General features: G+C 59.7%; 14 protein-coding genes. 4 read left to right on the top strand and 10 right to left on the bottom strand.

The genetic code is table 11. From position 1 onward, the window contains the following. Positions 1 to 10: 10 nt before the first annotated feature. The 3 genes from ACLBW8_RS13345 to pdeM are packed head-to-tail and all read left to right on the top strand — an operon-like array spanning position 11 to position 3,963. On the top strand, positions 11 to 775 hold the full coding sequence (locus ACLBW8_RS13345) for an ABC transporter ATP-binding protein (protein ID WP_064451175.1): 765 nt from the start codon (positions 11 to 13) through the stop codon (positions 773 to 775). Positions 776 to 832: 57 nt separating this feature from the next. Next, positions 833 to 3,313: a ligase-associated DNA damage response DEXH box helicase gene (locus tag ACLBW8_RS13340; protein WP_447805547.1), complete on the top strand. Its 2,481-nt coding sequence runs from the start codon at positions 833 to 835 to the stop codon at positions 3,311 to 3,313. A gap of 14 nt (positions 3,314 to 3,327) precedes the next feature. Further along, on the top strand, positions 3,328 to 3,963 hold the full coding sequence (gene pdeM / locus ACLBW8_RS13335; RefSeq protein ID WP_447805546.1) for a ligase-associated DNA damage response endonuclease PdeM: 636 nt from the start codon (positions 3,328 to 3,330) through the stop codon (positions 3,961 to 3,963). Positions 3,964 to 3,993: 30 nt separating this feature from the next. Here pdeM and ACLBW8_RS13330 read toward each other — a convergent pair whose 3' ends face one another. Together ACLBW8_RS13330 and dcd are read right to left on the bottom strand one after the other, a co-directional pair. Then, a complete protein-coding gene (locus ACLBW8_RS13330; RefSeq protein ID WP_027604457.1) occupies positions 3,994 to 4,194 on the bottom strand; it encodes a hypothetical protein in 201 nt (66 codons plus the stop codon). Positions 4,195 to 4,301: 107 nt separating this feature from the next. Then, on the bottom strand, positions 4,302 to 4,868 hold the full coding sequence (dcd, locus tag ACLBW8_RS13325; protein WP_017137166.1) for a dCTP deaminase: 567 nt from the start codon (positions 4,866 to 4,868) through the stop codon (positions 4,302 to 4,304). Positions 4,869 to 5,257: 389 nt separating this feature from the next. On the opposite strand from dcd, the gene ACLBW8_RS13320 reads away from it, so the two are divergent. Then, on the top strand, positions 5,258 to 5,467 hold the full coding sequence (locus ACLBW8_RS13320) for a cold-shock protein (RefSeq protein WP_002554837.1): 210 nt from the start codon (positions 5,258 to 5,260) through the stop codon (positions 5,465 to 5,467). Between the two features lie 234 nt (positions 5,468 to 5,701). On the opposite strand, the gene rpoS is transcribed toward ACLBW8_RS13320, so the two are convergent. From rpoS to ACLBW8_RS13280, 8 genes are all read right to left on the bottom strand, one after another. Continuing rightward, positions 5,702 to 6,712 (bottom strand): RNA polymerase sigma factor RpoS, encoded by a 1,011-nt coding sequence (rpoS, locus tag ACLBW8_RS13315; RefSeq protein WP_064451173.1) that lies wholly within the window; start codon positions 6,710 to 6,712, stop codon positions 5,702 to 5,704. A gap of 106 nt (positions 6,713 to 6,818) precedes the next feature. Beyond that, on the bottom strand, positions 6,819 to 7,655 hold the full coding sequence (locus ACLBW8_RS13310) for a peptidoglycan DD-metalloendopeptidase family protein (protein ID WP_447805545.1): 837 nt from the start codon (positions 7,653 to 7,655) through the stop codon (positions 6,819 to 6,821). Between the two features lie 209 nt (positions 7,656 to 7,864). After that, a complete protein-coding gene (locus tag ACLBW8_RS13305) occupies positions 7,865 to 8,500 on the bottom strand; it encodes a protein-L-isoaspartate(D-aspartate) O-methyltransferase (RefSeq protein WP_010176736.1) in 636 nt (211 codons plus the stop codon). 41 nt (positions 8,501 to 8,541) lie between these two features. Then, positions 8,542 to 9,291, bottom strand: coding sequence for a 5'/3'-nucleotidase SurE (surE, locus tag ACLBW8_RS13300; RefSeq protein ID WP_069552039.1), 750 nt, complete (start codon positions 9,289 to 9,291; stop codon positions 8,542 to 8,544). Next, positions 9,279 to 10,337, bottom strand: a complete 1,059-nt coding sequence (gene truD / locus ACLBW8_RS13295; RefSeq protein ID WP_262667229.1) for a tRNA pseudouridine(13) synthase TruD — start codon at positions 10,335 to 10,337, stop codon at positions 9,279 to 9,281. Before truD ends, surE begins: the two co-directional genes overlap by 13 nt. After that, positions 10,334 to 10,807 carry a 2-C-methyl-D-erythritol 2,4-cyclodiphosphate synthase gene (ispF, locus tag ACLBW8_RS13290; RefSeq protein ID WP_064451170.1) on the bottom strand — a complete coding sequence of 158 codons (474 nt, stop codon included), beginning with the start codon at positions 10,805 to 10,807 and terminating at the stop codon, positions 10,334 to 10,336. The genes truD and ispF overlap by 4 nt, the downstream gene beginning before the upstream one ends. Before the next feature lie 54 nt (positions 10,808 to 10,861). Beyond that, entirely contained in the window at positions 10,862 to 11,707 is an 846-nt protein-coding gene (gene fghA / locus ACLBW8_RS13285; RefSeq protein WP_447805544.1) for an S-formylglutathione hydrolase, read from the bottom strand. 8 nt (positions 11,708 to 11,715) lie between these two features. Continuing rightward, positions 11,716 to 12,828 carry an S-(hydroxymethyl)glutathione dehydrogenase/class III alcohol dehydrogenase gene (locus ACLBW8_RS13280; protein ID WP_025855143.1) on the bottom strand — a complete coding sequence of 371 codons (1,113 nt, stop codon included), beginning with the start codon at positions 12,826 to 12,828 and terminating at the stop codon, positions 11,716 to 11,718. Between the last annotated feature and the right edge of the window lie 55 nt (positions 12,829 to 12,883).

Genomic DNA, 12,883 nt, shown 5'->3' with positions numbered 1-12,883 from the left:
TGCACGCCCCATGTACAAATTGACCGTTGAAGGCCTGCATAAAAGCTATGGCGACAATGAAGTGCTCAAAGGTGTTTCGCTCAAGGCCAAGACCGGTGACGTGATCAGCCTGATCGGCGCCAGTGGCTCGGGCAAAAGCACCTTTTTGCGCTGCATCAACTTTCTGGAAACCCCCAACGACGGCGCGATGACCCTCGACGGCCAGCAGATCCGCATGGTCAGCGACCGCCACGGCATGCGCGTGGCCGACGACGCCGAACTGCAACGCCTGCGCACACGGCTGGCGATGGTGTTCCAGCATTTCAACTTGTGGAGCCACATGAGCGTGCTGGAAAACATCACCATGGCCCCGCGCCGGGTGCTGGGTTGCAGCAAGAAGGACGCCGAAGACCGCGCCCGTCGCTACCTGGACAAGGTGGGTTTGCCGGCGCGCGTGGCCGATCAATACCCGGCGTTCCTGTCCGGTGGCCAGCAGCAGCGGGTGGCCATCGCCCGCGCCCTGGCCATGGAACCCGAGGTGATGCTGTTCGACGAACCCACCTCGGCCCTCGACCCGGAACTCGTGGGTGAAGTGCTTAAAGTGATTCAGGGGCTGGCCGAGGAAGGCCGCACCATGATCATGGTTACCCACGAAATGAGCTTTGCCCGCAAGGTGTCGAGCCAGGTGCTGTTCCTGCACAAGGGCCTGGTGGAAGAGCAAGGCACGCCCGAGGATGTGCTGGGCAACCCGAAGAGTGAGCGCCTGCAGCAGTTTTTGAGCGGTAATTTGAAGTAAACCTTTGCGGCGCCTGGAGGGTCTTTGAAAGAGAACCTCCAGAGCGTCAGCCGCCCTATGGCAAAACCCGTCGACTTCGCAAAACAATGGTTTGCCGCCAAGGGCTGGAAGCCGTTCGCCTTTCAAAAGGCCGTATGGGCAGCGGTCAAAGAGGGCCAATCGGGGTTGCTGCATGCCAGCACCGGCGCGGGTAAAACCTATGCACTGTGGTTTGCCGCCCTCAATCGTTTCGCCATCACTCGCCCGCCCACCATCGGCAAACGCAAAGCGCCTGCTGAGCCGCTCACCGTGTTGTGGATCACGCCCATGCGCGCATTGGCCGCCGACACTGCACGCGCCCTGGAAGCGCCGCTTGCGGCCTTGCAGATTCCCTGGAGCGTCGGCCTGCGCACCGGCGACACCAGCAGCAGCGAACGCGCACGCCAGACCCGTCGCCAGCCCACCGCGCTGGTCACCACACCGGAAAGCCTTACGTTGATGCTGGCGCGTGCCGACAGTGAAACGAGCCTGGCGCACCTGCGCATGGTGATCGTGGATGAGTGGCATGAACTGATCGGCAATAAACGCGGCGTACAACTGCAACTGGCGTTGGCGCGTTTGCGGCGCTGGCATCCGGAACTCGTGGTGTGGGGGATTTCGGCAACGCTGGGTAATCAGGCCCACGCATTGGAGGTCCTGGTCCCACAAGGCGGCGGCATCAATGTGCAGGGGCAAACGGCGAAAGAGCTGAAGGTCGACACCCTCTTGCCGCCCATCGCTGAGCGTTTCCCCTGGTCCGGGCATATCGGTTTGAAAATGTTGCCGCAGGTCGTGGCCGAAGTGGATACCAGCAGCAGTTGCCTGGTGTTTACCAATACGCGGGCGCAGTCGGAGATTTGGTACCAGGCGTTGCTGGAAGCGCGCCCGGATTGGGCCGGCGTGATTGCCCTGCACCATGGCTCGCTGTCCCGGGAGACGCGTGACTGGGTGGAACGGGCCTTGAAGGACGGCCAGCTCAAAGCGGTGGTGTGTACTTCCAGCCTGGACCTGGGCGTGGACTTCCTGCCGGTGGAGCGGGTGCTGCAGATCGGCTCGGCCAAAGGCGTGGCGCGCTTGATGCAGCGCGCCGGGCGCTCGGGGCATGCGCCGGGACGGCCGTCACGGGTGACGCTGGTGCCAACCCACAGCCTCGAACTGGTGGAAGCCGCTGCGGCCCAGGATGCAATCGCCCAGCGGCGCATTGAAGCCCGAGAATCGCCTTACAAACCTTTGGATGTGCTCGTACAACACTTGGTGAGCATGGCCCTGGGCGGTGGTTTTACCCCCCAGGCGCTGCTGGCGGAGGTGCGCGGTGCCTGGGCGTATCGCGACCTCACAGACGCTGATTGGGCCTGGACGCTGGGGTTTGTGCGCCATGGTGGCCTGTCACTGACTGCCTACCCGGATTATCGCCGTGTGGAGCCCGACGAACAGGGTATCTGGCGTGTCCCGGATGCCCGCCTGGCGCGCCGTCACCGCATGAGCGTGGGCACTATCGTCAGCGACGCGAGTATTCAGCTGAAATTCTGGAGCAAGGGCGGTGGCGGCAAGAACCTGGGCAGTGTCGAGGAAGGCTTTATCGCCCGGCTCAAACCCGGTGATGGTTTTCTGTTTGCCGGGCGTTTGCTGGAGCTGGTGCGGGTGGAAAACATGACCGCCTATGTGCGACGCAGCACCGCGAAAAAAGCTGCCGTGCCGCGCTGGAATGGCGGGCGCATGCCGCTCTCCAATGAGTTGGCCCAAGCGGTGGTTGAGCGTTTTGATGCCGCCGCGCACGGGCGTTATGACGGCCCGGAGATGCGGGCGGTGCAACCGTTACTGCAAATCCAGTTGCGCTGGTCGGGCCTGCCAACGCGCGAGCATTTACTGGCCGAAGCCCTGAAATCGCGGGAGGGCTGGCACCTGTTTCTTTACCCGTTTGCGGGGCGCCAGGTGCATCTGGGGGTGGCGAGTTTGTTGGCGTGGCGGGTCAGCCAACTGCAGCCGGTGACCTTTTCGATTGCCGTGAATGATTACGGGCTGGAACTGTTGAGTGCCACGCCGGTGGATTGGCCTCGTTTACTGAACGAGGCGCTGCTGAGTCCGGCGAACTTGTTATTGGATGTAGCGGCCAGCCTCAACGCGGGTGAACTGGCCCTGCGCCGCTTTCGCGAAATCGCACGCATCGCCGGGCTGGTGTTTGCCGGCTACCCCGGCGCGCCGAAAAGCACCCGTCAGGTGCAGGCTTCCAGCGGCTTGTTCTATGAAGTGTTCAAGCAATATGACCCGCAGAATCTGCTGCTGACCCAGGCCGGGGAAGAAGTCCTGCGGGACGAGTTGGATATTCGTCGCCTGGAAGACACTCTGCGCCATCTGGTGGCGCTGAAGCTGGACCTGCATGTGATCGAACGGCCTACACCGTTGGCCTTCCCACTGCTGGTTGAGCGGATGCGCGAAAGTATGAGCTCGGAAAAGCTGTCGGAGCGCATTGCGCGGATGGTCAGGGACCTGGAAAAAGTCGCGGATAACGGGGAGCGCTAAGGGTGTACTCAGTGATGCTTGAGGGTGAGGACGTGTGGTTGCTGGCTGAGAAGGCGCTGTACTGGCCTGCTCGCCAGTGCCTGCTGATTGCCGATGCGCATTTTGGCAAAGCGTCGGCCTATCGCAGCCTGGGGCAGCCGGTGCCACAGGGCACCACCTCGGAAAACCTTCAACGCCTGGACCGGCTGTTGTCGGCCTTGCCGTGCGAGCAGGTGATCTTTCTCGGGGACTTCCTGCACGGCCCCGGCTCTCACGCCAGCGGCACCCTGAGCGCCTTGAGAGCCTGGCGAGCGTGCAATCGCGACCTGAGCCTGACCTTGATTCGTGGCAATCACGATAAACGCGCAGGCGACCCGCCTGCCGACTTGAGGATTGAGGTGGTTCCCGAGCCGCTGCTGATGGGGCCGTTTGCGTTGCAGCATGAGCCGGACGCCCACGCCAGCCACCATGTACTGGCGGGGCATGTGCATCCGGTGTATCGGTTGCGTGGCAAAGGCCGCCAGAGTCTACGGCTGCCGTGCTTTCAGATCGGCTCGCGTATCAGCTTGCTGCCGGCGTTTGGCGCATTTACAGGTGGCTTTGCAGTGGAACAGAGCATGGATCAACAGATCTTTGTGATCGGCGATGAGGACGTCTGGCCGGTGCGCTGACGTGCCGGCCATGTCCCTTGCCCTGACGAATCAGGCGACAGGCGCGGGTGGCGGCTCATCCGGAAGCGTCGGCTCACCGGGCTCGGTGGGTTGCTGGGGCCAATCTTCGTCTGGTTGACCAGGGATGCCGCCCGCATACGCAGGGTCGGCCATCAGGGACCAGGCCAAAACACCAATCTGGTTGGGTTCAAGCCGGGCGAGTTCAGCGCTGATACGCGGGTCAATCTTCATAAAGGACTCCTCAAGCGTGGCTCGGTGCGTTTTGCACGCACCGAGGCAGTACACCCAATAGAGTCAATTCCCGCGGACTAATTCCCTTTACGTGTAAGACCTTTCGATCAAGCGCGCGGGAGAGTAACGCCACGCTGGCCCTGATACTTGCCGGCGCGGTCTTTATAGGACACTTCACAGGCTTCGTCGGACTGCAGGAACAGCATCTGCGCCACGCCTTCGTTGGCGTAGATCTTGGCTGGCAACGTGGTGGTATTGGAGAACTCCAGGGTCACATGGCCTTCCCACTCTGGCTCAAGCGGCGTCACGTTAACGATGATGCCGCAGCGCGCGTAGGTGCTTTTACCCAAGCAGATGGTCAGCACGTCACGGGGAATACGGAAGAATTCCACGGTGCGCGCCAGGGCAAAGGAGTTTGGCGGAATGATGCACACGTCGCTCTTGACATCGACGAAGCTCTTTTCGTCGAAGTTTTTCGGATCGACGATGGCGGAGTTGATGTTGGTGAACACCTTGAATTCATCGGCGCAGCGTACGTCGTAGCCGTAGCTGGATACACCGTAGGAAATCACGGGAGCCGCGCCTTCGCCACGGATCTGGCGTTCAACGAAGGGTTCGATCATGCCGTGCTCTTGCGCCATGCGGCGAATCCACTTGTCCGATTTGATGCTCATGGCGGGTGTCCTGAATAGCGAGGTGGAAAAATTCTGTTGGGCATCTTACCGGGGCCAGCCGTGGGGTTCAAAGGGCGTGGGGTTTTTCTTGATGAATGCACTGCCTGCTATAGGGCACAGCCCGTCGGGCCGGGGCCCGCGCTGCAGCGCTTGATGACTGTAAATACCACCGCCAGTCACGAAAATAGAGAAACCTTCGGAAATACCATTGGCACGTTCCTGAAAAAGGGTTAAGGTGGCGCCACTGTGCTGCTTGTGTCACTGAGAATCTCTACACGATATGTTGAATTTCGATCCAACCATCTCCAAGAATTTTTCCTGCTCTTTGCACTCAGTCTCGGCCAGGGCTTTTCCTGAGTCGCAGTTAACTTTGTCCAAGGAGATACACCATGTCTAATCGCCAAACTGGTACCGTTAAGTGGTTCAACGATGAAAAAGGCTTCGGCTTCATCACTCCACAATCCGGTGACGACCTGTTCGTTCACTTCAAAGCTATCCAATCCGACGGCTTCAAAAGCCTGAAAGAAGGCCAACAGGTTTCTTTCATCGCTACCCGCGGCCAGAAAGGCATGCAAGCTGAAGAAGTTCAAGTTATCTAACTTGTACTGACTTAGTCAAAAAAACCCCGCCCTTAAAAGCGGGGTTTTTTTATGCCTGGAATTTGGCTCTACGCCAATAGAATTCCGGGCACAAAAAAATGTGGGAGCGTGCTTTATGTGGGAGCTGGCTTGCCTGCGATAGCATCTACTCGGTGTAACTGATGAACCGAGGTGATGCTATCGCAGGCTAGCCAGCTCCCACACAAGCCTACTCCCACATTTCGTATAGCGTCTTTACTGGAACAGCGACTCACTCGACAAGCCATTCTTCTCGAGGATCTCACGCAAGCGCTTGAGGCCCTCTACCTGGATCTGCCGCACCCGCTCACGGGTCAGGCCAATTTCCAGGCCTACATCCTCCAGGGTGCTGCTCTCATGGCCACGCAGGCCGAAGCGGCGAATCACCACTTCACGCTGCTTATCCGTGAGTTCAGACAGCCACTGGTCAATGCTTTGGGAAAGATCATCGTCCTGCAACAGCTCGCAAGGATCCGTCGGGCGATCATCCGTCAGGGTGTCCAGCAGGGTTTTATCCGAATCCGGACCCAGCGAGACGTCGACCGAAGACACACGCTCATTCAAGCCAAGCATGCGCTTGACCTCCCCCACCGGTTTTTCCAGCAGGTTGGCGATTTCTTCAGGCGAAGGTTCATGATCGAGTTTTTGTGTGAGCTCACGCGCCGCCCGCAGGTAGACGTTGAGCTCTTTGACCACATGGATCGGCAACCGAATCGTACGGGTCTGATTCATGATCGCCCGTTCGATGGTCTGGCGGATCCACCAGGTGGCATAAGTTGAAAAGCGGAAGCCCCGCTCAGGGTCGAACTTCTCCACCGCCCGGATCAAGCCCAGGTTGCCCTCTTCGATCAGGTCCAACAGGGACAGACCACGATTGACATAACGCCGGGCGATTTTCACCACCAGCCGCAGGTTACTTTCAATCATGCGCTTGCGCCCAGCCGGATCACCCTTTTGCGACAAGCGCGCAAAATGGACTTCTTCTTCGGGAGTCAGCAGAGGGGAAAAGCCGATCTCATTGAGGTACAACTGCGTTGCGTCGAGCGCCCGCGTGTAGTCAATGTACTTGTGTTGCTTTAACGCGGTGGCGTTCTTGGATTTGGTGCGAACTGAAGGTGTAGCAGACCCTTCATCATTCGACATCGATTCCTTATCGGTGAGTATCTCCATTTCAAGGAGAACCTCATCGTCGATGTCAAACTCCGGCGCTTCTTTACTGAGAGCCATTGTTATAGTCCTTTGGTGAGTTCGACCTCAAGCTCGAGCGACGCCTATATCCTTGGCAACGCTGGAGCCTGTTCCTTCTACGCGAGGGAACAGGCTGTGCAACACATCAACGACGGGGTAGGAATTGCAGCGGATCTACAGGTTTCCCTTGGCGGCGAATCTCAAAGTGCAGTTTCACCCGGTCTGTACCAGTTGACCCCATTTCGGCAATTGTCTGTCCGACTTTGACCTGCTGCCCCTCCCGAACCAACAGCCTACGGTTGTGACCGTAAGCACTGACGTAGGTATCGCTGTGTTTGATGATGACCAGTTCGCCGTAGCCCCGTAAACCACTCCCGGCGTAAACCACTGTCCCATCAGACGCAGCTAAAACAGGCTGTCCCAAATCCCCGGCGATATCAATGCCTTTATTCAAACTACCGTTTGAAGAGAATTTTCCAATCAATACACCGTTTGAAGGCCATCCCCAACCAGTCGGAGCAGGCCCCGCAGGCGGCAACGGCGCGGGTGCCGGCTTGCTCGCGACCGTAGACGTGGCGGTGCCTGCAGGCCGGGTGATGATGGTCGTCCTGCTCGAAGACGACGGCGAAGATCCGGAATTTGTCACAACTGCCGTAGGCGTTGAACCCGTGCGCCCATCGAAGCGGATGGTTTGCCCCGGATGTATCGTATAGGGAACAGGAATATTGTTACGCGCTGCGAGCGCCTTGTAATCCCACCCATAACGGAAGGCGATCGAGAACATCGTGTCCCCCTTTCGCACTACATATTGCCCGGTGGTGACCGTCGGCTTTTGCGGCACGGCACTGTTTCGGTCGACAACCCGAGCGCTGCTGGATGGGGAGCTTGAGCAACCCGCCAACAAGGAACTCAAGACAAGGCCAAGCACCAGTCGCTGAAAGCTTGTTTTACTCATACGCTGCGCAAGACCTGTGAGACTCACCCGCCGCTCCCTTTGTGGTGGCTGAACATGAACGCCTGTATCAGGCTTGAAATATGACGCAAGTATAACTGGGCATTGGCTTTTTACCGGCACACGACTGAAACGAAAAATTCATCATGTTTAATCACGGTTTCCAATCATGTTGACTCTATAAGCCCCGCTGTAAGACACATCCCCACCCACAGAATTCACTGTTTGCGAATAAATGATCAGGCCAGCGGGCCATTGAGCAACGGTACGAAGCGCACAGCGCCCAGCACATGCCGGGAAAAGCCTTCTTCCTCCCGGATAATGAGCATCAATTGTTGCACTTCGCCGGAGCCCACCGGGATGACCAACCGCCCGCCAGGCGCCAGTTGATCGAGCAACGCTTGCGGTACGTCAGTCGCGACGGCCGTGACGATAATGCCGTTATAAGGCGCCAGCGCAGGCCAACCTTCCCAACCATCGCCCCAACGGAACACCACGTTGCGCAGGTTGAGCTCCACCAGGCGCTCCTTGGCGCGATCCTGCAGGACCTTGATGCGCTCCACCGAGAACACCCGTTCCACCAGTTGCGACAGCACCGCAGTCTGGTAACCCGAACCGGTGCCGATCTCCAGCACCTTGTCCAACGGCCCAGCCGCCAGCAGCAGTTCACTCATGCGCGCGACCATATAAGGCTGCGAGATGGTCTGGTTGTGGCCAATCGGCAACGCGGTGTCTTCATAGGCACGATGGGCCAGGGCCTCATCGACAAACAGGTGCCGCGGCGTGCGCCGGATGACTTCCAGCACCTGGGCGTTGGACAGCCCTTCTTCGTACAGGCGCTGGATCAAACGCTCGCGGGTACGCTGGGAGGTCATCCCGATGCCACGGCGCAACAGGTCGTCTTGTTCACGCGCCATCAACGCAGCCCCTCGAGCCAGCCATCCAGACTACTGAAGGCATCACTGAAGGTGCGATCAAGCTGCAACGGGGTAATCGAAACATAACCTTGCATCACCGCATGAAAGTCCGTGCCCGGCCCACCGTCCTCGGCGTCACCCGCTGCGGCGATCCAATAGCCTTCCTTGCCACGCGGATCGACCACTTTCAATGGCGCCGCCGCCCGGGCACGATGGCCCAGGCGCGTCAGCTGGATGCCGCGAATATGGTCGAGGGGCAAATTGGGAATGTTGACGTTGAGCACCGTACGCGGCGGCAAGTCCAGCGAACCGTGGGCTTCCACCAGCTTGCGCGCGAAGTACGCCGCCGTCGCCAGGTTATCCAATTGCCGTGAGGCAAACGAGAAGGCGAACGAGGTGCGGCCCAGGAATCGCCCCTCAAGGGCTGCCGCCACGGTACCGGAATACAACACGTCATCGCCCAGGTTGGCGCCGAGGTTGATGCCCGATACCACCAGGTCGGGCTCCTGCTCCAACAAACTGTTGATTGCCAGGTGCACGCAATCGGTAGGAGTACCGTTCACACTGATAAAGCCATTAGCCAGAACGTGCGGGTGCAACGGACGGTCGAGCGTCAGCGAACTGCTGGCGCCGCTCTTGTCCTGGTCCGGGGCAACCACCACGCACTCGGCGTAATCTTCCAGCGCTGCATAAAGCGCGGCAAGACCGGGTGCGGTGGCACCGTCATCGTTTGATATCAGAATACGCATGGGTTGTCCGTCGGCCCCACCGACACCAGATCAACAAGCTCGCGCACCAACACAGTGGCGAAGCATCCGGCCGGCAGGACGAATTCCAATTGCAGAATGTCAGGACCGGGATAATGCCACGTCAACCCGCCAATGGGCAGTCGAAGAATGCGACGTTCCTGGCTCATACCGGCATTCACCAGCCAATCGCGCAGGTCGGCTTCGCTGGCGGCGACCGCCTGTTCCAGCGCATGGGTTGCACCGGTCGCCGGCGAATCACCCTCGCCCCACTGCGGCCCGGTCGGGTGCAGGTCCAGAATCGCCAGGCGTGGGTCGCTGCATTCAGCCTCCCCCGCCGGGAAAAAACTGCGGCTGTCGGTAAACGCCAACAGGTCGCCCACCTGGGCACGCTGCCAGGAGCCGTCGGCGACACGCGCGGCCAACACTTTGTTGAACAGAAAGCTACGCGCGGTGGACAGCAACCGCGAACGCACATTGCGCTGTTCAGGCAAGGCCTTGCGCGCCGCCCATGCACGGGCGTCCACCACGTTGCCACCGTTGTGGCCAAAGCGCTGGGTGCCGAAATAATTAGGAATGCCGTGCTGGGCAATCAGCTGCAAACGCGCGTCGATAGCGGCGGTGTCCCCGACCAACTGGGTGAGGCGCAGGGTAAAGCCGTTGGCCGCATGCGCACCGCGTTGCAGCTTGCGCTTGTGGCGGGCGCTTTTAAGGATCTTGAGGGTGTCGTTTTCCGCACCGCTCATGTCCGGGTCGGCCTTGCCTGGCAGTTGCACGCTGAACCACTGGCGGGTCAACGCCTGGCGGTCCTTGAGCCCGGCATAGCTGACGGTGCGCAACGGCACGCCAGCGGCCTTGGCGATTCGCCGTGCAGCTTCTTCGGTATTCAGGCCACGCTTTTCAACCCACAGCCACAGGTGCTCACCGTCGCCGGTCAGCGGGATATCGAGCACTTCGTCGACCTGGAAATCTTCCGCCGTAGCCTTCAGGACCGCGCTGCCCAGCGCCTCGCCATAGGCCCGCGGGCCCAACAGTTCCAGGTCGTTCATGCGCGCAGCAACAAGGCGACGGAGTGCACCGCGATGCCCTCTTCACGACCGGTAAACCCGAGCTTTTCGGTGGTGGTGGCTTTCACGTTCACTTGATCCAATTCAATTTGCAGGTCCGCGGCAATCAGTGCGCGCATCGACTCAATGTGGGGCGCCATTTTCGGCGCCTGGGCCACGATGGTGTTATCGACGTTGCCGACTTTCCAACCCTTGGCGTGGATCAGGCCGACCACATGGCGCAGCAACACACGGCTGTCCGCGCCCTTGAAGGAAGGGTCGGTGTCCGGAAAGTGTTTGCCGATATCACCCAACGCGGCCGCGCCGAGCAAAGCATCGCTCAAGGCATGCAGCACAACGTCGCCGTCGGAATGAGCCAACAACCCATGGTGGTGTGCAATGCGCACGCCGCCCAGGGTGATGAAATCGCCTTCAGCGAAACGGTGCACATCGTAGCCGTGGCCAATACGCATAAAAAAACGCCCCGATTTAATTCAGGGCGTGATTCTACCTACTTTTGCCTCACATTAACCGAGCAAAGCACGACCATGGTGTCGCAAATGGTCTTCGATGAAGCTGGCGATAAAGAAGTAGCTGTGGTCATAACCCGGCTGCAGGCGCAGTTCGAGTGGATGGTTGGCCGCCTTGGCCGCCTGTTGCAAAGCTTCAGGCTTGAGTTGCACGGCCAGGAAATCATCGCGATCACCTTGGTCGACCAACAGTGGCAGCTTTTCCGAGGCTTCGCTGATCAGTACGCAGGCATCCCACTCGCGCCATTTCGAGCGCTCTTCGCCCAAATAACGGGAAAAGGCTTTCTGGCCCCATGGGCAGTCCATCGGGTTGTTGATCGGCGAAAATGCCGACACCGATTGGTAACGTCCAGGGTTGCGCAGGGCACACACCAACGCACCATGGCCGCCCATTGAATGGCCGCTGATGCCGCGCTTATCCGACGCAGGGAAATGCGCTTCAACCAACGCCGGCAATTCCTGCACCACGTAGTCATGCATCCGATAGTGCTTGGCCCAAGGTTCCTGGGTGGCATTCAGGTAGAAACCCGCACCCAGGCCGAAATCCCACGCGTTATCCGGGTCGCCCGGTACACCTGGCCCGCGGGGGCTGGTGTCCGGCGCGACGATGATCAACCCCAGTTCGGCGGCTATCCGATGGGCGCCGGCCTTCTGCATGAAGTTCTCGTCGGTGCAGGTCAACCCGGACAGCCAATACAGCACCGGTAACGTGCCACCCTGCTCCGCTTGCGGCGGCAGGTAGACGGCAAACGTCATATCGCAACCGAGTACATCGGAATGATGCTTGTAGCGTTTATGCCAGCCGCCGAAGCTCTTCTGGCACGACAGGTTTTCCAGACTCATGGCCGACCTCAAAAGTGGATGACGGTACGAATGCTCTTGCCTTCATGCATCAGATCAAACGCTTTGTTGATGTCTTCCAGGCCCATGGTGTGGGTGATGAACGTGTCCAGCGGGATCTCGCCGGTCTGGGCCATTTCCACGTAGCTTGGCAACTCAGTACGACCGCGCACGCCGCCGAACGCCGAACCGCGCCAGACGCGACCGGTCACCAGTTGGAATGGGCGAGTGGCGATTTCCTGGCCGGCACCCGCAACGCCGATGATCACCGACTCGCCCCAACCCTTGTGGCAGCACTCCAGAGCGGCACGCATCAGTTGCACATTGCCGATGCACTCGAAGGAAAAGTCCACGCCGCCGTCGGTCAAGTCGACAATCACGTCCTGAATTGGGCGATCGTAGTCTTTCGGGTTGATGCAATCGGTGGCGCCCAGTTGCTTGGCGATTTCGAACTTGGCCGGGTTGATGTCGATGGCGATGATGCGACCCGCCTTGGCTTTGACCGCACCGATGACCGCCGACAGGCCGATGCCGCCCAGACCGAAGATCGCCACGGTGTCACCTGGCTTGACCTTGGCCGTGTTGATCACGGCACCGATGCCGGTGGTGACGCCGCAGCCCAGCAGGCAGACTTTTTCCAGCGGCGCTTCTTTAGGGATTTTGGCGACGGAAATTTCCGGCAGCACGGTGTACTCGGAGAACGTCGAGGTACCCATGTAGTGGAAAATCGGCTGACCCTTATAGGAGAAGCGCGTGGTGCCATCGGGCATCAGGCCTTTGCCTTGGGTGGAGCGGATGGCCTGGCACAAGTTGGTCTTGCCCGACAGGCAGAATTTGCACTTCCCGCACTCCGGGGTGTACAGCGGGATCACGTGGTCGCCGACAGCGACCGAGGTCACGCCCTCGCCGATCGCTTCAACCACCGCACCGCCTTCATGGCCAAGGATCGACGGGAAAATGCCTTCCGGGTCGGCGCCCGACAAGGTGTAGGCATCGGTATGGCACACGCCGGACGCGACCACCCGCAGCAGCACCTCGCCGGCCTTGGGCATGGCGACATCCACTTCAACGATCTCAAGGGGCTTTTTCGCTTCGAAGGCTACGGCAGCGCGGGACTTGATCATCCGGGTTTCTCCAGGGAGTTAAAAACTGAGGCAGTGAGTGTAAAACATGGCTGAG

It is taken from the genome of Pseudomonas sp. M5A4_2d, from assembly GCF_053345295.1.
This window is presented reverse-complemented; position numbering and strand designations above follow the sequence as displayed.